At 58.5% G+C, this 25,434-nt stretch carries 30 protein-coding genes; 14 read left to right on the top strand and 16 right to left on the bottom strand.

What is annotated here, in order from left to right:
* Positions 1-106: 106 nt before the first annotated feature.
* Entirely contained in the window at positions 107-916 is an 810-nt protein-coding gene (locus IEU99_RS07730; protein ID WP_128890127.1) for a Bax inhibitor-1/YccA family protein, read from the top strand.
* Positions 917-977: 61 nt separating this feature from the next.
* On the opposite strand, the gene IEU99_RS07725 is transcribed toward IEU99_RS07730, so the two are convergent.
* Positions 978-1,190 (bottom strand): hypothetical protein, encoded by a 213-nt coding sequence (locus IEU99_RS07725; protein ID WP_128890126.1) that lies wholly within the window; start codon positions 1,188-1,190, stop codon positions 978-980.
* Here IEU99_RS07725 and IEU99_RS07720 point away from each other — a divergent pair.
* Positions 1,177-1,473 carry a hypothetical protein gene (locus IEU99_RS07720; RefSeq protein WP_128890125.1) on the top strand — a complete coding sequence of 99 codons (297 nt, stop codon included), beginning with the start codon at positions 1,177-1,179 and terminating at the stop codon, positions 1,471-1,473. The two genes, IEU99_RS07725 and IEU99_RS07720, sit on opposite strands and share 14 nt — an antisense overlap.
* Before the next feature lie 131 nt (positions 1,474-1,604).
* On the opposite strand, the gene greA is transcribed toward IEU99_RS07720, so the two are convergent.
* Positions 1,605-2,126, bottom strand: a complete 522-nt coding sequence (gene greA / locus IEU99_RS07715) for a transcription elongation factor GreA (protein ID WP_123960510.1) — start codon at positions 2,124-2,126, stop codon at positions 1,605-1,607.
* Positions 2,127-2,249: 123 nt separating this feature from the next.
* Entirely contained in the window at positions 2,250-2,687 is a 438-nt protein-coding gene (locus tag IEU99_RS07710) for a DUF4307 domain-containing protein (RefSeq protein WP_128890124.1), read from the bottom strand.
* A 151-nt stretch (positions 2,688-2,838) separates the two neighbouring features.
* On the opposite strand from IEU99_RS07710, the gene mca reads away from it, so the two are divergent.
* From mca to IEU99_RS07690, 4 genes are all read left to right on the top strand, one after another.
* The gene (gene mca, locus IEU99_RS07705) at positions 2,839-3,711 is read left to right on the top strand and encodes a mycothiol conjugate amidase Mca (protein ID WP_128890123.1); all 873 of its coding nucleotides are present in this window, start codon (positions 2,839-2,841) and stop codon (positions 3,709-3,711) included.
* 108 nt (positions 3,712-3,819) lie between these two features.
* Complete coding sequence (locus tag IEU99_RS07700) at positions 3,820-4,092, top strand: hypothetical protein (RefSeq protein ID WP_128890122.1); 273 nt, start codon at positions 3,820-3,822, stop codon at positions 4,090-4,092.
* Positions 4,092-4,904 (top strand): isoprenyl transferase, encoded by an 813-nt coding sequence (locus IEU99_RS07695; protein ID WP_128890856.1) that lies wholly within the window; start codon positions 4,092-4,094, stop codon positions 4,902-4,904. Before IEU99_RS07700 ends, IEU99_RS07695 begins: the two co-directional genes overlap by 1 nt.
* Before the next feature lie 2 nt (positions 4,905-4,906).
* A complete protein-coding gene (locus IEU99_RS07690) occupies positions 4,907-5,395 on the top strand; it encodes a flavodoxin domain-containing protein (RefSeq protein ID WP_229718430.1) in 489 nt (162 codons plus the stop codon).
* Here the strand turns inward: IEU99_RS07690 and coaA are convergent.
* The gene (coaA, locus tag IEU99_RS07685) at positions 5,392-6,318 is read right to left on the bottom strand and encodes a type I pantothenate kinase (RefSeq protein ID WP_128890120.1); all 927 of its coding nucleotides are present in this window, start codon (positions 6,316-6,318) and stop codon (positions 5,392-5,394) included. The genes IEU99_RS07690 and coaA overlap by 4 nt on opposite strands.
* A gap of 165 nt (positions 6,319-6,483) precedes the next feature.
* Between coaA and glyA the strand changes: the two genes are divergently transcribed.
* Positions 6,484-7,773: a serine hydroxymethyltransferase gene (gene glyA / locus IEU99_RS07680; protein ID WP_128890119.1), complete on the top strand. Its 1,290-nt coding sequence runs from the start codon at positions 6,484-6,486 to the stop codon at positions 7,771-7,773.
* Between the two features lie 115 nt (positions 7,774-7,888).
* On the opposite strand, the gene IEU99_RS07675 is transcribed toward glyA, so the two are convergent.
* Positions 7,889-9,610: an MDR family MFS transporter gene (locus IEU99_RS07675; protein ID WP_229718429.1), complete on the bottom strand. Its 1,722-nt coding sequence runs from the start codon at positions 9,608-9,610 to the stop codon at positions 7,889-7,891.
* Between the two features lie 53 nt (positions 9,611-9,663).
* A complete protein-coding gene (locus IEU99_RS07670; RefSeq protein ID WP_164931165.1) occupies positions 9,664-10,344 on the bottom strand; it encodes a TetR family transcriptional regulator in 681 nt (226 codons plus the stop codon).
* A 232-nt stretch (positions 10,345-10,576) separates the two neighbouring features.
* On the opposite strand from IEU99_RS07670, the gene IEU99_RS07665 reads away from it, so the two are divergent.
* Positions 10,577-11,014: a hypothetical protein gene (locus IEU99_RS07665; protein WP_128890117.1), complete on the top strand. Its 438-nt coding sequence runs from the start codon at positions 10,577-10,579 to the stop codon at positions 11,012-11,014.
* A 9-nt stretch (positions 11,015-11,023) separates the two neighbouring features.
* Positions 11,024-11,374 (top strand): transcriptional regulator, encoded by a 351-nt coding sequence (locus IEU99_RS07660; protein WP_128890116.1) that lies wholly within the window; start codon positions 11,024-11,026, stop codon positions 11,372-11,374.
* Positions 11,375-11,377: 3 nt separating this feature from the next.
* Here the strand turns inward: IEU99_RS07660 and IEU99_RS07655 are convergent, their stop codons facing one another.
* Positions 11,378-11,713, bottom strand: coding sequence for a DUF5997 family protein (locus IEU99_RS07655; RefSeq protein ID WP_128890854.1), 336 nt, complete (start codon positions 11,711-11,713; stop codon positions 11,378-11,380).
* Positions 11,714-11,775: 62 nt separating this feature from the next.
* Between IEU99_RS07655 and IEU99_RS07650 the strand changes: the two genes are divergently transcribed.
* From IEU99_RS07650 to IEU99_RS07640, 3 genes are all read left to right on the top strand, one after another.
* Positions 11,776-12,456: a LysR family transcriptional regulator substrate-binding protein gene (locus tag IEU99_RS07650; RefSeq protein ID WP_128890115.1), complete on the top strand. Its 681-nt coding sequence runs from the start codon at positions 11,776-11,778 to the stop codon at positions 12,454-12,456.
* Positions 12,457-12,610: 154 nt separating this feature from the next.
* Entirely contained in the window at positions 12,611-13,225 is a 615-nt protein-coding gene (locus IEU99_RS07645; RefSeq protein WP_164931164.1) for an LGFP repeat-containing protein, read from the top strand.
* 52 nt (positions 13,226-13,277) lie between these two features.
* Positions 13,278-13,838, top strand: a complete 561-nt coding sequence (locus IEU99_RS07640; RefSeq protein ID WP_128890113.1) for a GNAT family N-acetyltransferase — start codon at positions 13,278-13,280, stop codon at positions 13,836-13,838.
* Positions 13,839-13,888: 50 nt separating this feature from the next.
* Here the strand turns inward: IEU99_RS07640 and IEU99_RS07635 are convergent, their stop codons facing one another.
* From IEU99_RS07635 to glpX, 3 genes are all read right to left on the bottom strand, one after another.
* On the bottom strand, positions 13,889-14,371 hold the full coding sequence (locus IEU99_RS07635) for a GNAT family N-acetyltransferase (protein WP_128890112.1): 483 nt from the start codon (positions 14,369-14,371) through the stop codon (positions 13,889-13,891).
* A 108-nt stretch (positions 14,372-14,479) separates the two neighbouring features.
* Positions 14,480-15,883 carry a class II fumarate hydratase gene (locus tag IEU99_RS07630; protein WP_128890111.1) on the bottom strand — a complete coding sequence of 468 codons (1,404 nt, stop codon included), beginning with the start codon at positions 15,881-15,883 and terminating at the stop codon, positions 14,480-14,482.
* A 239-nt stretch (positions 15,884-16,122) separates the two neighbouring features.
* Positions 16,123-17,130, bottom strand: coding sequence for a class II fructose-bisphosphatase (glpX, locus tag IEU99_RS07625; RefSeq protein WP_128890110.1), 1,008 nt, complete (start codon positions 17,128-17,130; stop codon positions 16,123-16,125).
* A 201-nt stretch (positions 17,131-17,331) separates the two neighbouring features.
* Between glpX and IEU99_RS07620 the strand changes: the two genes are divergently transcribed.
* Positions 17,332-17,901 (top strand): DUF4245 domain-containing protein, encoded by a 570-nt coding sequence (locus IEU99_RS07620; RefSeq protein WP_128890109.1) that lies wholly within the window; start codon positions 17,332-17,334, stop codon positions 17,899-17,901.
* Here IEU99_RS07620 and IEU99_RS07615 read toward each other — a convergent pair.
* Together IEU99_RS07615 and xseA are read right to left on the bottom strand one after the other, a co-directional pair.
* Positions 17,898-18,158 carry an exodeoxyribonuclease VII small subunit gene (locus IEU99_RS07615; RefSeq protein ID WP_128890108.1) on the bottom strand — a complete coding sequence of 87 codons (261 nt, stop codon included), beginning with the start codon at positions 18,156-18,158 and terminating at the stop codon, positions 17,898-17,900. The two genes, IEU99_RS07620 and IEU99_RS07615, sit on opposite strands and share 4 nt — an antisense overlap.
* Positions 18,159-18,195: 37 nt before the next feature.
* Positions 18,196-19,407: an exodeoxyribonuclease VII large subunit gene (gene xseA, locus IEU99_RS07610; protein ID WP_128890853.1), complete on the bottom strand. Its 1,212-nt coding sequence runs from the start codon at positions 19,405-19,407 to the stop codon at positions 18,196-18,198.
* 71 nt (positions 19,408-19,478) lie between these two features.
* Between xseA and IEU99_RS07605 the strand changes: the two genes are divergently transcribed.
* A complete protein-coding gene (locus IEU99_RS07605; protein WP_188358299.1) occupies positions 19,479-20,453 on the top strand; it encodes a 4-hydroxy-3-methylbut-2-enyl diphosphate reductase in 975 nt (324 codons plus the stop codon).
* A 161-nt stretch (positions 20,454-20,614) separates the two neighbouring features.
* On the opposite strand, the gene IEU99_RS07600 is transcribed toward IEU99_RS07605, so the two are convergent.
* From IEU99_RS07600 to IEU99_RS07585, 4 genes are all read right to left on the bottom strand, one after another.
* Complete coding sequence (locus IEU99_RS07600; protein ID WP_308488705.1) at positions 20,615-21,979, bottom strand: DUF6542 domain-containing protein; 1,365 nt, start codon at positions 21,977-21,979, stop codon at positions 20,615-20,617.
* 43 nt (positions 21,980-22,022) lie between these two features.
* Positions 22,023-23,324 (bottom strand): AI-2E family transporter, encoded by a 1,302-nt coding sequence (locus IEU99_RS07595; RefSeq protein ID WP_229718441.1) that lies wholly within the window; start codon positions 23,322-23,324, stop codon positions 22,023-22,025.
* Between the two features lie 163 nt (positions 23,325-23,487).
* Positions 23,488-23,664 (bottom strand): methionine/alanine import NSS transporter subunit MetS, encoded by a 177-nt coding sequence (gene metS / locus IEU99_RS07590; RefSeq protein WP_128890104.1) that lies wholly within the window; start codon positions 23,662-23,664, stop codon positions 23,488-23,490.
* A 2-nt stretch (positions 23,665-23,666) separates the two neighbouring features.
* The gene (locus IEU99_RS07585; RefSeq protein WP_128890103.1) at positions 23,667-25,292 is read right to left on the bottom strand and encodes a sodium-dependent transporter; all 1,626 of its coding nucleotides are present in this window, start codon (positions 25,290-25,292) and stop codon (positions 23,667-23,669) included.
* Positions 25,293-25,434: the final 142 nt, after the last annotated feature.

The following is a 25,434-nucleotide window of genomic DNA, read 5'->3' as shown; positions in this document are numbered from 1 at the left end:
AAAAGTGGCGAGTTCGGGAACTCCATGCAATGCTTGTGCGTTGTTAGGAATGTACGTTAATGACAAATCTTGAGGCACGTCCTTAAAGAAAGGAATTGTTCTTTCCATGCGCAGTAGCAACCCCGTGTTGACCTCGCTCACGAACTCGCAGCGCGGCCAGCAGGCCGCCTATGCGCCAGGCATGCAGCAAAACCCCTACCAGGGTTTCCAAGAGTCTCAGGTAGCAGACCGCCCCATGACCGTCGATGATGTGGTGACCAAAACCGCCATCACCCTCGGCGTGATCGTGGTTGGCGCCTTGATTAACTTCGGCTTGCTGCTCACCAGCCCCGGCCTGGCATACATCCTCACCTTTGTGGGTATGTTCGGCGGTTTGATCACGGTGTTCGTGTCAAGCTTTGGCAAGAAATTCGGTTCCAAGACTGTCACCCTTGTCTACGCCGCATTTGAGGGCCTGTTTGTTGGTGGCATCTCCGGTCTGTTCGCTGGCGTCACCGTTGGTGGCTCCAATGCCGCAGTGATGATCGGCCAGGCGGTGCTCGGTACCGTGGGCGTATTCGCCGGCATGCTGTGGGTCTACAAGACCGGCGCCGTGAAGGTCACCCCGAAGTTCCAGCGCGTACTCACCGGCGCCATCGTCGGCGTCCTGGTGCTCTCCCTGGGCAGCCTGCTGCTGGGTCTGTTCACCGGCACCAACCCGCTGTACAACGGCGGCCCCATCGCCATCGTGTTCTCCCTGGTCTGCATCGGCCTTGCTGCGCTGAGCTTCCTCAGCGACTTCGACTTGGCTGATCGCCTGATCCGCGAGGGTGCTCCTTCCAACTACGCCTGGGGCGTAGCACTTGGCCTGGCAGTGACCCTGGTGTGGCTGTACACCGAGATTCTTCGTCTGCTGAGCTACTTCAACCGCAGCTAGCAAATAAGCAGCACAAATACTGAACGCCACCTCAACTCTTTGAGGTGGCGTTTATGTGTATCTAATAGGTTGTGGCGCTACTAAAGACGATGCCTTCAGGGGTTTCCACCGGATCGCTAAGCACCACGGTCACTTTCCAACGCTGCGGCTTCTTGCACGGCGCGCCCCCACAATCATTGGAAACGTAGGTGCCGGCACCTGTGGCTTGCTCGCCACTCCAGGTCTTCCACTTCACCTTTTCTACGTAGGTAGCTTCGTGGATGCAGTCCAGCATCACCGTCGATGGCTTCAGCTTTGGATCTTCAATGCAGTTTTTCCAACCAGGCAGCGCCTTCGCCGGATACGGAGCGCTCGTGGAACGCTTCGTGCTTGAGCGCGTAGTCGATGCTGCTGTTCTACGGCTTGTTTTTGATGTAGAAGAAGCGGCCGAAGCGGTGCTTGTGCGAGCCTTGCTGGATGCTGGCGCGCTCGATTTTGCTGCGCTGGATCGTTGCGTACTGGAGCTTTTGGGGCTTGAGGCAGCCGAAGAGGATAGCGCAGTCGTGTCAGAGGCCTGAGTGCTTGGCGTAGCGGTATCGCCTGAGGCGGCGCAGGCGCTTAGGGTACAACCCAGCGCAAAGGCCGCTCCCATCGCGGAAGCGGCCTGCAGAAACGTCGAACTCATGAGGTCACGATCAATACAGCGGAATTAGGCCTTGCGGGGAGTTGCAGCCTTGGTGGAGTCATAGGGTGCGGCAGATTCCACGGTGACCTTGATGGTGCGACCATTCGGTGCGGTGTACTCGCGAGTCTCGCCTTCCTTCGCGCCGATGATGGCAGCGCCCAAGGGGGACTGCTCAGAGTAGGTTTCCAGGTCCTTGTTGTCGCTCGCAGCAGCGCGGGTACCGATGAGGAAGGTTTCTTTATCGGAGGGATCTTCGTTGTAGTAGACGTGCACAACGGAACCGACATACGCGACGCCATCGACAATGCCGGCGCGCTCGGTGGTGGAGTTGGCAAGGATCTCCGAGATTTGCTTGATGCGGGCTTCTTCCTGATCCTGCATCTCGCGGGCGGCGTCGTAGCCGGCGTTTTCTTTCAGGTCGCCTTCTTCGCGGCGCTCGTTAATTTCGGCGGCCACCACGGGGCGGTGCGCGATCAGGGCGTTGAGCTCTTCTTCGAGCTTGGCCTTGGTTTCGGGAGTGATGTACTGCTTCTGGTTCTCAGCCACGGTGACTTCCTAAATAATGGTTCGTTGGTGGTATTCGACGGTGCGCACGCCAGCGCTGCAATGGCGAAGCCCCGTCGTAGCGGGGCTTGTTGGCGTAATTACTGCAAGATACTAGCACCTTGGCTAGCGTGCAGGGGAATCTGGTGCGCTCAGATAGAAGGGGAGTTCAGTGGCACAACCATAGACATCGGCGGATGCACCGGGGCCACTGGTAGTAATGATCGTCTCGTATCGAGCGGTACGGTTGCCACCTGCGGGGATCACCACTTCACGGCGTCCAACCTCGGCCATGTCGTAATTTAAGGCTTTGACAATGCAATACGAGTCGGTGGAGGTGTCGTCGCGGGTGACATCGAAGCTGAGCTTGAATTGATCATCGCTCAGTTGCGTGACTTCGGCGGTCTTGCCGGTGATGGTGATGGCTTGTTGCTGTTTGACTAATCTGAAAGCGGCGATTGCCACGGCAAAGACCATCACCAGAATCAGAATGGCAAGCAGCTTGCCGCTCAGCGTGGATTGCTGGCTTGAATTAGCGCCGGCAGCATAGCGTTTGCGAGCCATAAGATAGTGCACTCCTTGCAACTTTTGCTTGAGTCAATTCGACCATGGGACTAGACCATAATAGCCAACCGTACTCACGCTAGGATGGTTGCACACTGATTAGCAACAGCCCGTAGCCACTAAGCCTTAAAAAGGTGAGGAGACTTACCCGATGAAACCACTTCGTTTGCTGGCGATCCATGCACATCCAGATGATGAATCCAGCAAAGGTGCCGCCACGATGGCAAAGTACGCCGCCATGGGCCACGAGGTGATGGTACTTACCTGTACCGGTGGTGAACGTGGCGATATTCTCAACCCCGCCATGAATAAGCCCGGGGTTGCAGAAAACATGAGCGCTATTCGACGCGAAGAAATGGCCGAGGCGATCAAAGCTATTGGCGCTTCGCATGCTTGGTTGGGGTATGTCGATTCGGGATTGCCCGAAGGGGATCCGCCGCCACCGCTTCCGGAAGGCAGCTTTGCCTTGGCCGACACTGATGAGGTTGTGGCGAAGGTCGTGGCGGTGATCCGTCAGTTCCGCCCCCATGTGATCATCACCTATGACGAAAATGGCGGCTACCCTCACCCTGATCACCTCAAGGTGCATGAGGTGTCGATGCTGGCTTGGCAGCGAGCAGGGCTTGGTGAATATCGCCCAGAGCTCGGGCAGCCCTGGGAGCCACTCAAGCTCTATTACACCCACGGCTTTATCCGCCAGCGCATGGAGATGTTCCACAATCTGCTCATTGAGCAGGGCAAGCCAAGCCCCTATAGCGATATTTTGGAACGCTGGAAAGCCAATAAGGCCGATGTGATGGCCAGGGTGACCACGCAGGTCTACTGCGCTGAATTCTTCGAGCAGCGCGACGATGCCCTGCGCGCCCACGCCACCCAAATCGATCCTGCTGGCACCTTCTTTGCCACCCCAGTAGAAGTGCAACAGCGCCTGTGGCCAACAGAGGAATTCGAATTGGCCGCTACCCGGGTCAGCACCTCGATCCCGGAGGACGATCTTTTTGCTGGTATTGATGAGCAAGGCTAAATACCTGCACTGATAACCTCACAGCCAGCACGAACCTGGAAGTAGGCGGTGGGGTACTAGAATAAGCGTGACGATCAACAAGCATTATCCAAGGAGCTTAGAAAAGGCATGACCACTGATCTTTTGATTTTGGCGCAGCAAGGCCCTGGACCTGCTGGATCTGAGTTTGGCAAAGCATCCCCGGTGGGATGGTTGGTGCTCGTAGCGCTTTTAGTGCTGGTGCTCTACCTCGGATATGCCTTCCATCGTCGCTATTCCCGCATGAATCGTCGTCGCATCTTCGCTGAAGCCCACGGCCTCGATGTCTTTGATGAGCAGGCCGTTGACAAGGCGATGGAAGAGGCGGGGGTGCTCGATCGCCGGAAGAAGCACTGGCTGTGATGCAACCACTCGAATTGGCTGCCAAGGCACAGCAGCGGGCACGAAGGCTTGCTGATGCAGTGCTGTATCCGGTGTATGAACGCCGCTTGCGTCGAGAAATCGCTGGGGTAGCCCAACCCAAGCACGTCGCGGTGATGTGCGACGGGAATCGTCGCTGGGCTCGTGAGGCAGGCTTTGCCGACATTAGCCATGGGCACCGTGTGGGTGCTCGTAAAATCGGTGAGCTCGTGCGTTGGTGCCAAACCACCGATGTGGAATTGGTGACGGTCTACCTGCTTTCCACCGAAAATCTCGGTCGGCGCAGCGATGAGCTTGAACTGCTGTTCAACATCATTGGTGATGTCGTCGATGAGCTGGCAGACGAAGCTACCAACTGTCGCGTGCGCCTGGTGGGTCACCTGGATCTCCTGCCGGAGCGTGTAGCGCAGCGTCTGCGCAGCGCAGAAGAATTAACCGCCGAGCACACCGGCGTGGCAGTCAATGTGGCTGTGGGCTATGGAGGGCGTCAGGAGATTGTCGACGCCGTGCGTGAACTCATCACCAACGCCGCTCGCTCGGGAGTCCCTGCCGAAAAGATTGCTGAGGCAGTCAGCGTGGACTCGATTTCCAAACACCTCTACACCTCAGGTCAACCGGACCCCGACCTGGTGATCCGCACCTCAGGTGAGCAGCGACTCTCGGGGTTCTTGCTCTGGCAAGCGGCGTACTCGGAAATCTGGTTTACCGATACCTATTGGCCGGCATTTCGTCGACTCGACTTCCTTCGAGCCTTGCGTGAGTATTCCAAGCGCAGCCGGCGCTTTGGCAAGTAATCATGCATATTCGCTATTCCTCCACCTATGGCTCCACCAAGGCCTATGCCCAAGAGCTCGCAGCGCGTCTTGGCGCCGATGCCCTCGACACCACCCACCCCATCCCAGCCGACGGGCCAGTGATCGTGCTCGGCCCAGTGCACGGCCCGAAGATGCCGGCGCTGCAATATGTTGATCGCCACCAACTGCAGCACAGGAAATTGGCGGTGGTGGCAGTGGGGATGACCGATCCTGTGATCGCCGCCGAGAAGGATCAGATGCGCCATCATCTGCCGGAGCATGTGGCTCGTTTCTATGTGCCAGGGCGGCTGTTTTACTCAGAACTGAGCCACAAGCACCTAAACATTATGCGCTCAGTGGTCGCGTTGCTGAAGGCCAAACCGTTGAAAAGTGCTGCGGAAAAAGCGCTGATCGCCGGGTTTGGCAAAGATATCGACCACACCGATCTTGCTGCCTTAGACCCGATTGTGCGCTGGGCTGAGCAGACCTAGAGCTTGCGCATTCTAATGCGCTGAATTGCGTGATCTGAGCCTTTAGAAAGCACCAGCGATGCACGGACTCGGGTGGGTTGGATATTTTCTACCAAGTTGGGCAGGTTGATCGTCTGCCAGATGCGTCGAGCCTCTGCTTCAGCGGTGGCATCGTCAAAATCGGCATAGTGCGAAAAGTGTGCGCCAGGCTCGCGAAAGGCTGAGCCTCTCAACGTTAAGAAGCGCTCGATATACCAGCGCTCGATGTCCTCGGTGTGGGCGTCGACGTAGATGGAGAAATCAAAAAGGTCGCTCACGGTAAGCGTTGGGCCTGTTTGGAGCACGTTGAGGCCTTCGACGATCAAAATATCGGGACGATCCACATTGACAAATTCCCCGGGCACAATGTCGTAGGCGGTGTGGGAATACACAGGTGCCGTCACGTTCGGCTTGCCGGATTTCACATCGGTGACAAAACGCAGCAGCGCTCTTCTGTCATAGCTTTCCGGGTAGCCTTTGCGGTTCAACCGGCCCTTAGCGCGCAGTTGTGCAGTGGGGTACAAAAACCCATCGGTGGTCACAAGATCGACACGCGGGTGTGTTTCCCAACGTTGGAGGAGCACCTGCAAGAGGCGGGCGGTGGTGGACTTGCCCACGGCCACAGAACCGGCGATGCCGATGACGAAGGGGACGTGGGGTGCCGGTGCGCCAACGAAGGTTTCCACAGAACGGTTGAGGGACTGGCGGGCGTCGACAAGCAAATGGATCAGACGGCTTAAAGGCAGATAGACCTCGGTGACTTCCTCGAGGTCGACGTTTTCGCCGATACCACGAAGTTCCACCACTTCTTCCTCAGTGAGCACCTGGGGCATGGATTTACGCAACGCTCGCCAGGAGCTGCGGTCGAAATCCAAGTAGGGGCTTGCGTCTTTGAGGCGGGCCATAGCTCCATTGTGCCCCGCGGCTACCCCTGCTTCCGAATCGCCAGGAACCATAAAGGGGCAATGGACGGGGGAGTGTGGCCTCACCTGTGCGTTAAACTGACCTGGACGTGCTTGGGTGTGCGTCCGGAGAATAACCCCCACTACGAAAGGTGATGTGGCCTAGCCATGGCACAAGACATCCACAATATGGCGCTCAGTGAGCTTGATCCAGAGGTGGCAAAGGCCATCCACGACGAGCTCGGGCGCCAACGCGGCACCTTGGAAATGATCGCCTCGGAAAACTTCGTGCCGCGCGCGGTGCTCCAGGCCCAAGGATCGGTGTTTACCAACAAGTACGCCGAAGGCTACCCAGGGCGCCGCTACTACGGTGGCTGCGAATACGCAGACGTTGTAGAAGATCTGGCTCGCAACCGCGCCAAGGAACTGTTCGGCGCTGAATTTGCCAATGTGCAACCCCACGCCGGTGCCCAGGCCAATGCCGCAGTGCTCATGGCGCTCGCGCAGCCAGGTGAGAAGATCATGGGTCTGTCCCTGGCTCACGGTGGCCACCTCACCCACGGCATGCACCTGAACTTCTCCGGCAAGCTCTACGAGGTAGCAGCCTATGAGGTAGACCCTGAGACTTTCCGAGTGGACATGGACAAGGTGCGCGAACAAGCCCTGCGCGAAAAGCCCCAGGTGCTCATCGCCGGCTGGTCTGCATATCCTCGCCAGCAGGACTTCGCCGCATTCCGCAGCATCGCCGACGAAGTTGGCGCAAAGCTGTGGGTAGATATGGCCCACTTTGCAGGTTTGGTGGCAGCCGGCCTGCACCCCTCGCCGGTGCCACACGCCGATGTCGTGTCCACCACCGTGCACAAGACCTTGGGTGGTCCTCGTTCGGGCATGATCTTGGCCAAGCAGGACTACGCCAAAAAGCTCAACTCCGCAGTCTTCCCCGGCCAGCAGGGCGGCCCGCTGATGCACGCCGTGGCCGCAAAGGCCGTGGCCATGAAGGTTGCTGCCAGCGAAGAGTTCAAGGAGCGCCAGGAGCGCACCCTTGAGGGTGCTCGCATTATTGCAGAACGCCTCACGGCCCAGGACTGCAAGGACGCTGGCGTAGATGTGCTCACCGGCGGCACCGATGTGCACCTGGTCTTGGTTGATCTGCGCAATTCCCAGATGAATGGCCAAGAAGCAGAGGATTTGCTGCACGAGGTGGGTATCACCGTCAACCGCAACGCGGTGCCTTTCGATCCCCGTCCGCCAATGGTGACCTCCGGTTTGCGCATCGGCACTCCGGCGCTTGCCACCCGCGGTTTCGATGCCGCCGCATTTGAAGAGGTCGCAGAGATTCTCGCAGAAGCCCTCAAACAGGGTAAGGCTGCCGATGTTGCTGCGCTGCGCCAGCGTGTAGAAGCGCTTGCTCAGCAGTATCCGCTGTATGAAGATCTCGAGCAGTGGGGTTTGCTCTAAGTACCTCCTTGCTCTAGCGCGCACTTAAAAACGCCCCGGAACCTGTGCATCGTGCACGTTCCGGGGCGTTGCGCTGTTGGGTCAAACCCGAAGGCTTGGGAGGGAGGCCTAGTGCCTAGCCTTCAAAGCGGTGGCGTCCCGCAGTGGAACTAGTGGAGGCCTGCTCCTCTGGCTGTTCCACCTGGGGATCCTGGCTTTCTTCGGCTCCCTGGTGGGCATCGCCTTCGGCTTCCTGCTGGGCCTTACGGTCTGCCTCCATGGTGCGGGTGGTTTCGCGCAGCTTCTCGTTTTTAATGGCGGATACCAGCACCAGTGCGGTGATCACCAGCGGCATCAAGATGATGAACACCGGCATGAGCGCGTCGTGGTAGGAGTAAATGAATGCCTCGTGTACTGCACCGGGGAGTTGCTGGACGCTTTCGGGAGTCACGCTATTGGCATCCAAGCCTTGCTGGGACATGGCCTGGGCTTGTTCCGGGGGCAGTTGGGCGACGGCGCCGGGTAGGCGTTCTTCTAGCAGCGGCTTGAGGTTGCCAACGAAGATGCCGCCAACGAGTGCCGAACCGATGGAGGAGCCAATCTGACGGAAGAAGTTATTCACTGCCGTAGCTGAACCAACGACCTCCATTGGCAGAGTATTTTGCACCACCAGCACGAGCACCTGCATGCTCAGGCCAAGGCCGGTGCCGACGGTAAAGAGGCAGGCGCCGATGTACCACAGCGAAGATTCGACCTTAATGGCGTGGAACATGAACAGTGAGATGAACACGATGACCATGCCGATGATGGGGAAGTGGCGGTAGGTGCCGGTTTTGGTGATGCGGATACCTGACCAGATGGAAAAGCCCATCATGCCCACCATCATGGGGATCATCATGTACCCGGCTTCGGTGGCGGAAATGCCAGCGACCATCTGCAGGTAGGTGGGAAGGTAGGCCAGGATGCCGAACATGGTGATGCCAAGAACCAGGCCTGCTGCCGTGGTGACTGCGAAGTTGCGGTTGGCAAAGAAGTCCAGCGGAATCAGGGGGTTCTTTGCGCGCTTTTCGACGATCACCAATGCGATTGCGCTGACGATGCTCGTGACGATCAAGCCGATGATCAATGGATCAGACCACTCATAGGTGGAGCCGCCCCAGGTGGTGAACAGGATCAAGGAGACGGTGGCAGTGATCATCAAGACGGTGCCGAGATAATCCCACTGCAGTGGCTTCTTCTCGCCCTTAGGAATTTGCAGGCGCCAGAGTGCAATGAGGATGGCAATAACGCCCAGCGGCAGGTTCATCCAAAACGCCCAGCGCCAGCCGATACCCTCGGTAAACCATCCACCGAGCAGCGGGCCGAGCACGGCAGACAAACCGAAGATGCCGCCCATGACGCCCATGAAGCGACCACGTTCGCGGGCGGGGACTACATCGGCGATGATGGCCTGGGAGAGGATCATCAATCCGCCGGCGCCCACGCCTTGTACGGCGCGACCAGCGATCAGCAGGGTCATGGTGTGGGCGAAGCCGCCGATGATCGAGCCTAAGAGGAAGATGCTCAATGCGCCGATAAACAGTGGCTTGCGGCCAACGATATCGCCGAGCTTGCCGTAGATGGGCAGCATGATGGTCTCACCGACCATGTAGGCCGTAATCACCCACATCATGTGGTCGACGCCGCCAAGTTCACCAACGATGGTGGGGAGCGCTGTGGAGAAGATCATTTGGTCCAGGCTGGCCAGCAGCATGGAAACCATCAGTGCGGATAAGACCCACCAGGCGCGTTTTCGTTGCTCGGGGGTCATGGAGGATTCGCGCTTTTGGGGCTTTTCCTTCGTTGTCGTGATGCTCATGGTGTGAGGTCCTTTGGTGCGTGCTTTTGGCGGATTAAAAAATTAATGAGTTTCTAGGGTGAAGGTCGCAGAAGATCGATGGTGGCCTGGAGCATGGTGGCACTCGTGGCGCGCAGGTGCGCGGGGGTGAGATTGCCGGTGTGCGTGCCGGAGTGCATTGCAGACATCACGGTGGAAAACACCACGCCGGTCAGGGCGTATGCCTCGTCTTCTACCGATTCATTGGTTTTGCGGGCCTGAGGGTAACGCTCGTAGTAGCGAATAATGGCGGCACTGATGGCTTCGCGGGCATCGTGAAAGCGAGAAATTTGATGGCGGATAAATGCCGGTTCTTCCTCGCAGATGGCCTTTCTTCTCGCTTCTGTTTCGGCGCTAAACAGCTCGTCGCGATTGGGATCCAGGATTAAAGAAACGAGCAGGCTTAAGGTTGCTGCGGGCAAGTTGGGGTGTTCTTGCTCGCAGAACTGCTCTACTTCTTCCTCGCTGAGCTCGCGGTGCCCGCTTCCAAGCACTGCTTCTTCTTTGGAGTTGAAGTAATTAAAAAATGTTCGGCGTGAAATGCCAACTGGTTTGCAAATATCGTCCACGGTCACATCCTGGAAGCCGCGTTCCAACACCAGGGCTGTGGCGGCATCCTCGATCGCTCGGTGGGTGCGGATACGTTTGGCTTCACGGTGTGAAGGTGCAGGATCCGTGCACGCAGTTGTGGCGTTCTTGTGGATTTCTGTGGACATATCTGTGATTCTATGCCCGAAATTGCACTCGGTGCAAAGTTGCACGGTGTGAATTTCGATTCCCCAGCCAGAAAGCTGTGACATGTGGCACCGTTGCGCCCTCGGCAACACTAGGGTTAGAGTTGCCATTAAGGAAACACTGTTGTCATAAGGCGATGCAGGATCCGCCAATGAGTCAGTGGAGGCGTCCCGATCATCGCGAAAGCGCAGACCCTGAGGAGCGTGAAAAGGTATGAGTGATTACAGCTTCGCCCGAAACCTCGAACAACGCCAGCGCAGGCGCGATGGCGCAAACACCAGAAGCTGGGTCACCATCGGGCTGCTGGCCACGGTGGTATTTCTCATGGCGGTACGTTCCTGGCCTCTATGGTCGCAATTTCTCGTCCTCGCCCTCGGACTGCTTGTGGCCTTTTTCGATTACCGCTCAAGCGGCGTGCGAACAGCAACGCGACAGCCAACCGAAGTTTCCCACATACCCATGTCGGCTCGAGCCATCGCCGCCATGGTGGCGTGGATGGTGTTGACCAGCGTGATGTTCAACTTCTTGGGCGACCCTCTTGCTCTTCAGCACTTCCTTATCCAACTGGTGGTGGCTTTAGTATTCGGTGTATTAAGCGCCGTAGTATTCCGATTTATCTATCGAGAACGAACAGCAGCAATGCGAAAGTAAGCAGCACACGTGCCACAGCTTGATCCACTGATCCACCCGCTTCAACGCCTAGCCATCTGTGCCACGCTCTACGGAGCAGCGGCTGTAGAAGGCCACAACGAGATGCGCTTTTCCAAGCTTGCCCAGGCCACCGAGCTTTCGCCCAGCGCCTTATCCAAACACCTTCGCGCTTTAGAGCAGGCAGGATACCTCAGCAAATTCCGAGAGATCGGCTCCACCCGAGGCGAGGATGTGCTCTGGATTCAGCTCACCGATGCCGGATCTTCTGCCTATCGCGACCACATGGATGCCCTGCGCAGCCTAGAACAAGCACAACACCCGCACAGCAACTCTGTGCGGGTGCAAAAAGAACAAGACTAAGTCTTATTTGTTTTCTCCGGATTGTTCTTCACGCTGCTCGGCCAAGGCGGTGCGCGCCTTCCGTAGCCACTCGGGTTGATTTTCTAGCAATGCTTTAATCTCCGCGGTGGTGAGCGGCTTATCCATATCATTGCGCTTTAAAGCAGCGATGGTGATGCCCAATTTCTGCGCCACAACCGGGCGGGGGTGCGGGCCATTGCGGCGAAGCTCCTGCAACCACTCTGGGGGAGTGTGCTGCAGCTCGTTAAACTCATCGTGGGTAAGCGCAGAGTTCTGGAATTCTTCGGGCGCCGCAGGCAAATAGATGCCGAGCTTTTTCGCGGCGGTTTGGGGCTTCATCGCCTTGCCGGACGGAGTACGCGCAGATGCTTCATTCACGTCATCAACGCTAGCATTAGTTCATGCTTCGACTGAGCTTCGTTACTGGCACTGAACCCGATAAGTGGTTCCAAAGATTCAATGAGCGCACCTTCCATGGTGGGGTGCAGCCTTTTGGTAGCGACGATCCCGTCCACGACCTCTTCAGTGGCGATGCCGATCTGAGCTTGGTTCGTTTGCCCGATCCTCGCGTTGAGCAATCACAAGAAGATCTCCACATCGTGCGCCTCTATGAAGAGGCACGCGGCGTTGCGCTGCCGGTAGATCACACCATGACCTTGCTCGACACCCTCGGGCCAGATGAACTTGAAGATGAAAAGGTCATGGCCACCTACCAGGGGCCAAGCGCGATCCAAGAGATTCGCGAAGGGCTGCAAGTGGTGGCGGCCAACGTCGGCATTGTGTTCGCACCCCGGCCATTACTGAAGGTGCTGTGCGGGAAAAAGGTCGAGCACCGCGGCTATAGCGGCCAGGCACATCCAGATACGAGCATCGCGCTGGTTTGGTACAAGGAGCGCGACGGCGAAGATATTCAAGATTTTGTGGGTATTGCCAAGGGGCGTCGAGCGAACTCCTCGCGGCAGCTTAAAACCAAAAAGTCGGCCAAGTCGAAGGCTGAGCCGAAGCGTGAGGTGACGAAAAAAGCCAAGGTTGGGAGGCGTCCGCTCAGAAAGAAGCAACGAAGGCGGGGGACAAAACGATAGGCCAATTGGAGTGTTTTTTCGAAAAACTCCAAGGTCACGATTGAATTACAATTCACATGCTTTTTGGCTTATGGCTTGATTCAGTGCAGTGCCTTAGCCCAATATCGTATGTGGTAATCAAATAACCCCTGAAAGGATGCCTGAACTTATGAAGATGAAGCGCACTCTCGCTATCGCCACCACCGTTGCTCTCGGCTTCGGTGCCGTTGCCTGCTCCGACGCTGAAGAGGCTGCCAAGGACGCCGGCGCTGCTGTGTCTGAGGCTGCTACCGACGCAACCGACAAGGTTTCTGAGGTCGCTACCGACGCTACCGACAAGGCTTCCGATGTTGCATCCGACGCCACCGACAAGGCTTCCGATGTTGCATCCGACGCCAAGGACGCTGTTGAGGGCGACAAGGAGCTCGTAGACGTAGACACCGCTGCCGGCGAAGCTGTGCAGGTGCCCTCCGGCCTGAAGGACGCCATCGAGGACAACAAGGACTCCATGGGTGAGCTCCAGAGCGTAAGCGAAGGCCCTGACCACACCTACCTCGCAACCCTCGAAGAGGGCAACATGCTGGTATGGGACGGCGAGAAGGCTGTTCCGGTAGTGGGCAAGATCGGTGAGACCTGGCTGAACGACGGTGGCCTTGAGTCTCAGGTTGGCGCTCCGGTTTCCGCTGAGGAGTCCACCGACAAGGGTTGGACCCAGGAGTTCAAGAACGGCACCATCAACTGGACCGCTGACGACGCTGGCGTTTTCAGCCCTGAGATCGTCACCAAGTAATTCGATTCGGCGGAGTTTGCAAACATCGCCTGGGTGATAAAGAATCAACCCCATGCCAGAAAAGGACTTCGTCATTCGTCCGCTGCGCCGGGCCGACTTTGGCCAGGTGCAGCAAATTTATTTGCTCGGGCTGGAAACCGGAAATGCCTCGTACGAAGTAGAGGCACCGAGCTGGGAGCGCTTTTCTAAAGCGAAAATCCCTGAATCACTCTATGTGGCTGTCGAAGCAGACAACGACGAAAAGGTGATTGGGTGGGTGGCCGCAGCTCCCATCTCCACCCGCAGTGTGTTCCACGGAGTGGTGGAAGATTCCATCTATATCCATCCAGATGCCCGCGGTCGTGGTGTTGCCGGGGCATTGGTGGATCAATTGATCGAAGTGTGTATTGCTTTGAACAAATGGGCCATCCACTCGTGGATCTTCCCGGAAAATGTTGGTTCCGCGAAGCTGCATGAATCCCGAGGTTTTGAAAAGGTCGGCACCCTACGCCACCTTGCCAAGATGACCTATGGAGAATTCAAAGGCCAGTGGCGCGACACCGATATCTGGGAAAAGCTTCTGCCCAAGCCCGAGATCGACGATGAAACAGCAGCCGCGCTGGACAAAGACTAGCGCCAAATAACCAACACCTCGCAGCCCGCTTTGCTAAGCGGGCTGCTTTCTTATGTCTGGGTTATTTCAAAGGTCCAGATTGCTTCTTTGCGGATGAGCTTCGCCCCGAGGGCTTGGGCCACCGCGATTGAGGCCGCGTTGTCGTGCATCGCGCTGATTTCGATGCTGTGGGCACCATGCTGAAGTGCATAATCTGCCACCTCGCGGGCGGCTGCGCGCATCAGGCCTTTGCCGCGTGCCCAAGGTGCGAGGTTATAGCCCATGGAGTAATGCCCAGGTGCTTCTTGGCGCAGCTCAACATTGCCGCAGTAGCGCCCTTGACTCATGATTGCCCAACGCAGGGCGGGAGTGCGGAGGAACTCCCGGGCCATCTCGAAGGTGTAGTCGTGGGCAATGGTGGTAAATCTCTGGGTTTGAGGGTCGAGGCAACTGCGAAACAGGTCCTCGGTGATTTGTTCAATATTCGGGTGCTCGGCCATTGCTTCCCATGGCATAAGCGTTGCTTGGGGGATCTGCAAAGCGGTGATGTGCATAGGAAATCAGCTCCAATGAAAGAATCCCCCGCACTTTGAAAGCGCGGGGGAAAGGGGCGGAAAATACCGCCGCCTTCAAGCCTGATGGTGGTGCAGGCTGAGTGCGAATTACTTATCGCGGTCGGTATTTGCCATGGCAAGAACGTCGAGGCGCTTATCCAGTTCTTCCTCGGTGAGCTTCTCGCCATCAACAAAGCCCATATCGATCACGGTTTGACGGATGGTCTTGCCTTCCTTCAGCGCGGTCTTGGCAACCTTGGCTGCGTTCTCGTAGCCGATGGCGGAGTTCAGCGGGGTCACGATCGAAGGCGAAGACTCGGCGAGGGTCTTCATGCGCTCCTCGTTGGGCTCGATGCCGTCGACAAGGCGCTCTGCAAACACGCGTGCGGTGTTGGCCAGGAGTCGGGAGGACTCAAGGACGTTGCGGGCCATCATCGGGATGAAGACGTTGAGCTCGAAAGCACCCTGAGAGCCACCGAAGACGACGGCAGCGTCGTTGCCGATCACCTGAGCTGCAACCTGGGTTGCAGTTTCGCAGAGCACCGGGTTGACCTTGCCGGGCATGATGGAGGAGCCGGGCTGCAGGTCGGGCAGGTGGATTTCTGCAAGACCGGTCAGCGGGCCGGAGCCCATCCAGCGAATGTCGTTGGCGATCTTGTTCAGCGACACGGCAATGGTGCGCATTGCGCCGGAGAATTCCACGAGGCCATCGCGGTTAGCCTGAGCCTCGAAGTGGTTTTCGCACTCGCGCAGCTCCTCAACGCCGGTGAGTTCCTTGAGCTCAGCGGTGACCTTCTCGCCGAAGTCGGCGGGGGTGTTCAAGCCGGTGCCAACAGCGGTACCGCCGATGGGCAGTTCGCCGAGGCGAGGCAGGGTGGCCTCCACGCGCTCGATGCCAGCCTCAATCTGGCGGGCATAACCGGAGAACTCCTGGCCGAGGGTTACCGGAACTGCATCCATGAGGTGGGTGCGGCCGGACTTCACGACCTTCTCCCACTCCTTTGCCTTCTTGGCAAGGGACTCGTGCAGCACCTTCAGGCCAGGGATCAGATCCTTGACTGCGGCCTCGGTAGCTGCCACGTGGGTGGCGGTGGGGAAGGTGTCATTGGAGGACTGGCCCATATTGACGTGGTCATTGGGGTGAACCTCCACACCGTTTTGGGCTGCGATGGACGCAATCACCTCGTTGGTGTTCATGTTGGAGGAAGTACCAGAGCCGGTCTGGAAGACGTCAATGGGGAACTGATCGTCGTGCTTGCCCTCGGCGATTTCCTTCGCCGCTGCGATGATGGCGTCGGCTTGTTCTGCCTGGAGAAGCCCGCGATCCTTATTCACCTGCGCGCAGGCAGCCTTGAGCAGACCCATGGCGCGAATTTGCGCGGATTCCAGGCCACGGCCGGAGATGGGGAAGTTTTCCACGGCACGCTGGGTTTGTGCGCGCCACAAAGCGTCCACCGGAACCTTTACTTCGCCCATGGTGTCGTGTTCGATGCGGTATTGCTGCTCAGCCATAAAAGATGTCACCTTTGCGGGTTGTTGATCAATAGTCATGCGTGGTGCCTCCACGGCCAAAAGCCGCGTGCGTGGCACCGCTATGTTCCAGTATGCCCAAAACAGGGCGTAGTGTGCTGGCGATCAAGCAAGATCCCATAATGTGAAATAGGACATAGCTGATCGCCAGGTGCGCTTCGCCTTTACGCAGAGCACAATTCGTGCGGATGTGCGTCTGCCCAAAGGCGTGCTGGGGGTGGTTAGTCGTCCTTGCGCGAGTAATCCACCACGGAGTATTCCTGCAGCTTGGGCAGCAGGTGGGTGGACTCAATAAAGCGCACGGTGCCGGACTTCGAGCGCATCACCAGCGAGCGGGTGGTCGCACCATTTGCGCGATAAGAAACACCGCGCAGCATATCGCCGTTAGTCACACCGGTGGCCACGAAGAAGCAGTTGTCGCTGGAGACCAGATCGTGGGTTCCAAGCACGCGTCCAAGCTCGTGGCCGGCGTTGCGTGCCTTGGCAGCTTCCTCATCGCTGGTGGGGTGGAGCATGCCCTGGATCTCACCATTCATGCACTTCATGGCGCAAGCGGCGATGATGCCTTCGGGGGTGCCGCCGATGCCCATCATCATGTCCACGGAGTTCGAGTCCTGTGCTGCCGCCACGGCACCGGCAACGTCGCCATCGCGAATCAGGCGAACCTTGGCGCCTGCCTGGCGGATCTCTTTAATCAGATCATCGTGGCGGGGACGGTCCAGCACCACCACGGTGGTGTCGCCAACGGGAATGCCCTTTGCCTTAGCCACTGCCTTGATGTTGTGCTCAACAGGCGCCTCGATATCGATCTTGCCTGCGGCTTCTGGGCCTACGGCGATCTTTTTCATGTAGAACACCGCCGAGGGGTCATACATCGAGCCGCGCTCTGCGGCAGCAAGCACGGAAATGGCGTTGGGGCGGCCCTCGGCCATCAAGGTGGTGCCATCGACCGGATCCACGGCGATATCAACCTCGGCGCCCTGGCCGGTACCGACGTGTTCACCGTTGAAGAGCATGGGGGCTTCGTCTTTTTCGCCCTCACCGATGACGACCACGCCGTTCATTTCCACGGAGTTAATGAGCTTGCGCATGGCATCAACTGCGGCACCGTCGCCCTCATTTTTCATACCGCGGCCAACCCATCGACCGGACGCCAACGCGGCTGCCTCGGTGACGCGGACGAGCTCCAAAGCTAGGTTACGGTCTGGGATTTCCGGGTGGAGATTCATGAAAACGCTGCCTCCTCGACATGCGGTGCACAATCGGCGTGTAGTTACCCCCTACATTGTTCCACCTTCGGGTGCCCCCGTGGGCGAAGTTTCCACCCATTCGGGGGTTGAAACCAAAACTTGAACCCAAAAGCTTTTCGACGCCCAGCGAACCCACCAGCGGCTGTGCTCTTTTGGGGCGGGCGTGGAATACTTTGGGGCGTGGCTGAAGAGAAACCGAAGTTGTATCAAGGCGGACGCGACATGTTCCTGTCCCTGGGCGCCATCATCATCGTGATGGTGCTCTCGGTGGGTTTTACCGGCATGTGCAGCTTTAATAAGGACACCGCAGAAAACGGCCCGGTGCGCGAGGTAGACCCCGATACCTTCATCGAAATTGAATCCGGCGCCATGAATTTCCCCTTGCATATGCCCGATATGCCTGAAGACTGGGTGCCGAACTCTGCAAGAAGAACCTCAATTGCAGGCGAACCTGCACCAGCGATCGGTTGGGTTGTGCGCAAGGATGCGTATGTGCAGCTCGTGCAAACCGGGGTAGAAGCACAAGAAGCTGTTAAAGGTTTTGATGAGCACCCTCGTGAAGAAGAGGGCAGCCGCAAGGTAGGCGATATCACCGTGACCACCTATGGCTCTGATGAACGCGATGTTCGCCCAGTGATGGTGGCCGATCTTGGCAGCAGCCGCTTGCTCGTCAGCGGTGCGGCATCACAAGAAGACTTCGATGCCGTGATCAAAGCCACCGCCGAAGCACCGGTGGTTGGGAAGAACTAGTCCTCTTCTGGCGCTCGAGCTGCTTGCTCGAGCGCTTTTTCTACGCGCTGGGCGGCACCAGCAAGGTGCTCTTCACAGCGACGCGCAAGCGCCTCGCCGCGTTCCCAGTACTTCAAGGATTCATCAAGACCCATCGAGCCCTGTTCCAGGATCTGCACGACCTCTTGGAGCTCATTGCGGGCTTGTTCATAGGACAATCCCTCTACGGGATCAAAAGCGTTTTCGCCGGAACCGCGGCCGATGACATCGTCACTCATAAAGTCTTCTTTCCTTATTTCCTGTTCGCCTAGGAGCTTAATTGGCGGGTGCCTGCTGCATGGCGGCAGCAACAATCGAACCATCTGCAACGCGAATGCGTAATTGGCTGCCAGGCGGGGACATGGCGTAGCTGCTGACTACTTCAGGTTCCGAACCATCGCGGGGTACCACCTGCACGATGGCATAGCCACGTTGCAGCGTTGCAGCCGGGCCAAGGACTTGGAGCTGAGCGCGTAGCGCGCCTGTGAGCTGCTGCTCATGGCTGAGCAGATAGCGCACCTCCCTGCGCATCGCACCGACTGCCTGAGAAACCTCTTGGCGGTGGTGATCGATTGTGCGCATGGGTTGAGCCAGCACCGGGCGGCTGCGTAGCGCCTCAATAGTGCGCTGCTCGCGCTGCACCCAACCGCGTAAGGCTGCCGCAGCCCGGGCACGTAAATCCGATACCAAGACCCGCTCGGCTACCACATCAGGCACCACCCGTTTTGCCGCATCGGTGGGGGTGGCTGCACGAAGATCGGCCACATCATCCAAGATGGGGCGATCGCGATCGTGGCCAATGGCGGATACCACCGGGGTCTGGGCATCGGCAACGGCGCGAACCAAAGCCTCATCAGAAAACGGCAGGAGCGTCTCCATCGCACCACCTCCGCGGGCAATGATGATCACATCAACGCTGGGGTCTGCATCGAGATCTTGGAGCGCGGAGATGATGGCCGGCACGGCACCGGCACCCTGGACTAAGGTGTTGCGCACGCTAAAGCGAACCTCGGGCCAACGCTCCTTGGCTATGGAAAGCACATCTCGCTCACCATCGGAGCCACGGGAGGTAATCAGGCCGATATTTCGCGGCAAGAAGGGCAAGGGACGCTTGCGTGCGACGTCGAAAAGCCCCTGGCTACGAAGATTGGCACGAAGCTGCTCAATCTGCGCCAAAAGCTCACCAATACCCACCGGCTGGATCTTGCTTACCCAGAGCTGAAAATCGCCGTTTTTGGCATAAAAGGATGGTTTGGCCCAGACGCGCACCCGATCGCCATCTTGAGGAAGCGCCGGCAATTGCTGCAGAAGTTGGGGGCGGAAGGTGATGCGCACGGAATCCTCGCGGGAGGGATCGCGAAGCGTGGCATAGGCAAACGCCCAATTCGGTGAGGACTTAAGCTGCAGTAACTGCCCCTCAACCCAGATGGTGCCAAGCTTTTCAATCCAGCCTTTGACCGCCTGGTTGAGCTGATGCACCGACATCATCTTTGCTTCAGTTTCTGCCACCGTGGATCCTTTCTCGCGGAAGCCAGCTTAGAACACATATGCTGTACACCATGACCTCACCCGAGACGAATGAACACAAGCGAGTCCTTGTCGCAGCACCCCGCGGCTACTGCGCCGGAGTAGATCGAGCCGTAGAAACGGTAGAACGCGCCTTAGAGAAGTACGGCTCGCCAGTGTATGTGCGCAAAGAAATCGTGCACAACCGCTACGTGGTGGACACCCTTGCCGAACGCGGCGCCATCTTCGTAGACGAAACGAATGAGGTTCCTGAAGGCTCCCACCTGGTGTTTTCCGCACACGGTGTGAGCCCCGCAGTCCACGAATCGGCCGCAAAGCTAGACCTTAAAACCCTCGACGCCACCTGCCCGCTGGTGACCAAGGTGCACAACGAAGTCAAGCGCTTCGCCCGCGATGGTTTCCACATTTTGCTCGTCGGCCACGAAGGCCACGAGGAAGTAGAGGGCACCGCCGGCGAGGCCCCAGACGTCACCCACTTGGTCGATGGGGTAGAAGGCGTTGCAGCGCTTCCGGAGTGGCTCCAAGAAGAAAAGCTCGTGTGGCTTTCTCAAACCACCCTTTCTGTCGACGAGACGATGGAGATTGTGAAGAAGCTGCACGAGCGCTTCGCCCACCTCCAAGATCCACCCAGCGATGACATTTGCTACGCCACCCAAAACCGTCAGGTGGCCGTCAAAGCCATTGCTGCTGAGTCCGACTTGGTGATCGTGGTTGGATCCCAGAACTCTTCAAACTCCAAGCGTTTGGTGGAAGTAGCGCTTCAAGCTGGTGCCCGAGCCTCCTACCTTGTCGACTACGCCTCGCAGATCGAAGAGTCCTGGTTAGAAGGCGTGAACACCGTGGGCGTTACCTCCGGTGCCTCGGTGCCAGAGATTCTCGTGCGCGACGTGCTGGAGTGGCTCGCCGCCCGCGGCTTTGAAAACCCCAAGGAAGTCACCACCGCGGCAGAAAAGATCACCTTCGCTTTGCCCAGGGATCTTCGCGCACCGCGCACCAATAAGGCCTAATTGCTTGCTGGCGTAGGCCGAAAAACACTCAACCGCCAAGGCGCTTCGGCGCCAAGGCGGTTTTTTCGTTGCGGCAAGGCTCCAATTCCCAAGAACCAATGCCCAATGCTTAGAACGAGGCAGCCAGGGAGAAAAGCGAGGACTTGAACAGGAGATGCGTTTTAGCGCTCGTCCTCATAGCCGCGCGGGCGTGGCCGTGGCTGGCGTGGCATCTGAGGGCGGGCGTCCTGGCCGCGTTGATAGGGGCGTTGCTCGCGACGTTGCTCAGGCCGGGGGCGCCTCGGTGGCTGCTGTTCTACACGCTGGCCTTGGTTGCGGCGCGGGTACACAGGGGGCTCATAGTCGCGCTGCCGACGCGGTGCCGGACGCTCCATGCGCTGCTCTGGACGTACCCGATCTTCGGGGCGCACACGATCGGCAGGACGGCGCTCCCCGCGGCGATACTCCTGGGCAAAGCGATCCTGGCGGCGTTGCTCGTTCCAGCGCGGATCCTGGCGCGGATCCTGTCGGGGATCGGGGCGTTGATCTCTGCGTTGCGCAGGCCGCTGGGCAGGGCGCTGCTGATAGCGGCGATCCCGCGGCTGCTCGCGATTGGCATCCGGGCGAATGTGCTCCCCACGGCTGGTGCGAGCAAAACGATCTTCAAAGCGTTCTTGGTGGCGCAGCTCCGGATTCGGGCGCTGGGAGTAATCACGAGAAGCCCGTTCGCGACGGTTGCTCGGCTCGAAGGGCGCACGCCGCGGGCCGTGTTCGACTTCGTGCTGGAAGCGTTCGCCACGCGGCTCGCGAAGCACGCGAGGATCTTCTTCTGGGCGAATCCGCATCGATCCGGGATCCGGGTAGCCCGCGCGCGGAGGTTGAGGCCTACGCACTTGTTCGCGCGGCTGTTTGGCCTGCACACCTTGGCGTGGTGCGCCGGGGTGCTCTGGCTGCTGGGCATCCTGTGGACGCACCCGACGCTTCTGCATGAGTTCTTCCACAGTGACCTGCGAGGCTTTGCTCTGGCTGCGTGCACGGCTGGCGGCGCGGCGGTTTCGCTGATCGGCCTCGCGTTCGCGTTTGCGCTGCTCGCTGAGCTGCTTGCCCGCCTTCTTGTCTTCAGCATCGCCGAGCACTTTGATGCGCACGACCGCGATGATGCCGGCCGCCAAGGTGACGAAAAACAGCAGCGGGAAGTACTGGGCCAGCGGGTAGACGGCCGTGATGATCTGCGTTTTGCTCACTGGTGCGCCATCGGCTGCGCTGCCGCGAACAATAAACCAAGCGCTTGCCACCAACGAGATGGCGAACAAAATGGGGATGCTCGCGACGAAGATGAATAGGCCGCGGCGTTCACAGACGGTGGCGCCGATGAGGCTTGCCAGGATGAATGCGAGGAAAAATGGCCAGCCGAGGCCGCCGAGCCAGATGCAGATGAGTGCACCGGTGAGCAGAGCGGCACACAGAATCGACACCGCGGTCAGCAGTGGCAGGCTCCATGAGGGCTGCTTTTGCTTTCCCGGTCGATTGTGGCGGATCTCTGGCATTTGCGGCACGGGCAGTTATGTTACCTAGTGATAGGGGTAAAACCTAAGAGCCTTGCTTGCCCGTGTCGCCGCTATTTGCGGAGTTGGCGCCGGAATTTTGTTTGCTAAAGACCTGCTCGAACAGTGCCTTGGGGCCGCCTTGACGCTTCTTGGCTTCCTCCTGCTTTTCAGCTTTTCGACGTTCACCGTCGCGCTCACTATCGCGCGCACCCTTGGATCCGTCGTCGGTGGCGAAGGTGATGTCATTGATGGTGGCTTCGCCTGAGCGCAATGCGATCATGTCTTGGAGGTAGCGCAGCACCACGGCGATGGTGGCCGCGAAGGGCACTGCCAAGAAGGCGCCGATGATGCCGAAGAGGCCACCGCCGACGGTCACCGAGATCAACACGATCACGGGGTGGAGGTTCATGGCCTTGGATTGCAGCAGCGGGGAGAGCACATTGCCTTCCAATTGCTGCACGGCCAGCACGATGAGCAAGGTGATGATGGCCTTGTTCAGCCCCAGCGTCACCAGAGCCACGAGCACGGCGATAAAACCTGAGACGAAGGCACCCACGATGGGGACGAAGCCACCAATGAAGGTCAGCACCGCCAAGGCCAAGGCCATGGGAACACCTAAGATGAACAGGCCGCCGCCGATGAAGACTGCGTCGATAAGCGAAACTAAAGCCTGAGCGCGGATGAAGCCGCCGAGGGTATTCCAGGCGCGGGTGAGCAATTCGGTGAGGTGCCAGCCGGCGCGGCGACCGGTGACCGAACGCAGCCATGGCAGGAAGCGGTCGCCGTCTTTGAGGAAGAAGAAGGTCAGCACAAAGACGATGGCCAAGGTGGCCAGCACGGAGGTGGCCATGCTGATGCCGGAGAAGACTTCGCTGGCAATCGCACCGCTTTGCTCCTGGAACCATTCGGCAACGCGGTTGATCTGATTGCTCAGCTCATCCGGGTCGAGGTTAAACGGCGGGCCTTGGAGCCAGAGCTGAACCTGCTGGATGCCCTCGAAGGCCTGGAAGTACAGGGTTTGGGATTGATTGGCAATATTGGGTGCCATAAGCCAAATCAGGGCACCGAACATGCCAAAGCTGGTCAGCAACGAGATGGCGGCAGCCAGTGCTGCGGGAATGCCCTTGCTGCGAAGCCAATACGTTGGCGGCCACAGCACGGTGCAGACAATGATGGCCAGGATGATCGGCAGCACCCCACCCCAGAGGGGCTTCATCACATGCCAGCCGGCATAGAAGGTCACTGCAATAACGAGGATGCGAATGCACCACAGGGCGACAACGCGAACGCCATCGCCGATGACCTCGGAGCGATCCACGCTCGGGGCCTGTTCTAACTCCTGCAGCGTGGGCTGTTCGGTGGAGTTTTCGGTATTGCCAGAATTGTTTTGCACGAATACATCCTGCACTAGTTGCGCCTAATGTGCACCTTTGACACTTCATGCACGCCAGGGGCATGAAAAACCCACCGCGGCTAGCGAGTGCAACTGCGGTGGGTTGGGTGCTTATTTAATCTTCTTGGCGGATTTCTTGAGCGATGAGCACCTCATCGGTAGCGAACTCGTGCTCGCCGAGAATGCCTGAGGATTCATCGGGGTGTCGGTTCAAGGTGAGCAGGGATACGGCGAGGCCGCCCCAGATCACCACCATGAACAGCACCATCATGATGATTGCTGCAGAGGACATGCTTAGCGCTCCTTTCTGCTGTATTGCTCGATGGCGAATCCAGCAACACGACGCCTGGAGGGATCGTATTGCGAGGGTCGCTCCGGGGTGAGGGCGTGGTCGGGGTCCACGCCGAAGTCGGAACCGGGAGGGCCATCGACCGGGAGGTGCTCAGGCCAGCTCACCAGGCTCATAATCAGGGAGAACAGGACGATCACGGCGATGGTGCCCCAACCGAACCATCCCACCTGGGCTGGCGCGTAACCGCCGTAGGGCTCGTCGAAAAGCTTGAGCAATTCCTGGAAGAGCGTGAAACCAAGCACCAGCGAGGTGATGTTTACAACGCAGATGCGCCACCACACGCCCACATGGAAGGAAGAGACCATGTTCAGGTGGAGGGAGAATTCGTCGATACGGCGCAGCACCCAGTCCAAGACCACGATGGCGACCAATGCGATGAATACGATGCCGACGTTGTTGGTGAACTTATCCACGATGTCCAGGTGCATGAGGCCGGAGGTGGTGGAGAAGGTCAGCAGCGAGATGGCTGCCATGATCACGCCCATGCCGATGGCGGTGTTCTTACGCGGCAGGTTCAGCTTGTCTTTAACGGCGGAGACCACGACCTCGAATAGCGAGAACAAGGAGGTGAAACCGGCGATGGTCAGGGAGCCGAAGAAGAGCACGCCAAAGATTGCTCCCATGGGCATCTGGTTGATGATCGCGGGGAAGGCCACGAAGGCAAGGCCGATGCCGGAGGTAGCTACCTCATCTACACCCACGCCCTGTTGGGTGGCCATGAAGCCAAGGGCCGCGAACACGCCGATGCCTGCGAGCACCTCGAAGGAGGAGTTAGCAAAGGCGGTGACCAAGCCGGTGCCGGAAAGGTTGGTGCGCGGCTTGAGGTAGGAGGCGTAGGTGAGCATGATGCCGAAGCACACCGAGAGCGAGAAGAAGATCTGCCCATACGCCGAGATCCACACCGTTGGGTTCTTCAGTGCCTCCCAGTTGGGGGTGAAGAAGGCATCCAGGCCTGCGGCTGCACCTTCAAGGAACACTGAGCGGATTACCACGATGAGGAAGAGCACAGTCAGCAGTGGCATGAAGAGCTTGGATACTCGGCCGATGCCGGCATCAACGCCCATGGCCAGCACGATCACTGCGGCAATCCAGACGATGGCCAGGGTAAGGGAGATCGCGGGGACGAAGTCGAAGGAGAAGTTGGCGCTGTTATCTGCCTTTAAGAAGCTTTCTCCGAAGTAGGTCGCTGGATCATCGCCCCAGGCCAGGTTGAAGGACTTGACGGTATAAAGCGCAGCCCAGGCAATGATGGCTGCGTAGTAGACGGTGATGAAAAAGCTCACGCCTACCTGGAACCAGCCCACGGGTTCTGCCCAGCGCTTGATGCGGCGGTACACCAGGGGTGCGGAGCCGCGGTAGCGGTGGCCTAGTGCGTAGTCTAAAAACAGCAGGGGGATACCTGCGGTAAGAAGCGCAATCAGGTAGGGGATCAGGAACGCGCCGCCGCCGTTGTCGTAGGCGACGTAGGGGAAACGCCAAATGTTGCCCAGGCCGACGGCGGAGCCGATGGCGGCCAGGATGAACACCCAGCGGGATGAAAATGTTTCACGCTGCTGGTTTTGAGACATGGATGCTACCTTTCGCAACAAAGGTGAGGGAGAGGCCGTGTTCCAAGCTGCGTTGGCCTTGAGGGGTGGTGGGCCTTGAGCTTGTGCCACAAACAGCAGTGTGATGACCGCTTAATGGTATGGAGTGTATCACTATGTGAGA

This window comes from Corynebacterium pelargi (assembly GCF_014635485.1).
Classification (GTDB): Bacteria; Actinomycetota; Actinomycetes; order Mycobacteriales; family Mycobacteriaceae; genus Corynebacterium; species Corynebacterium pelargi.
This window is presented reverse-complemented; position numbering and strand designations above follow the sequence as displayed.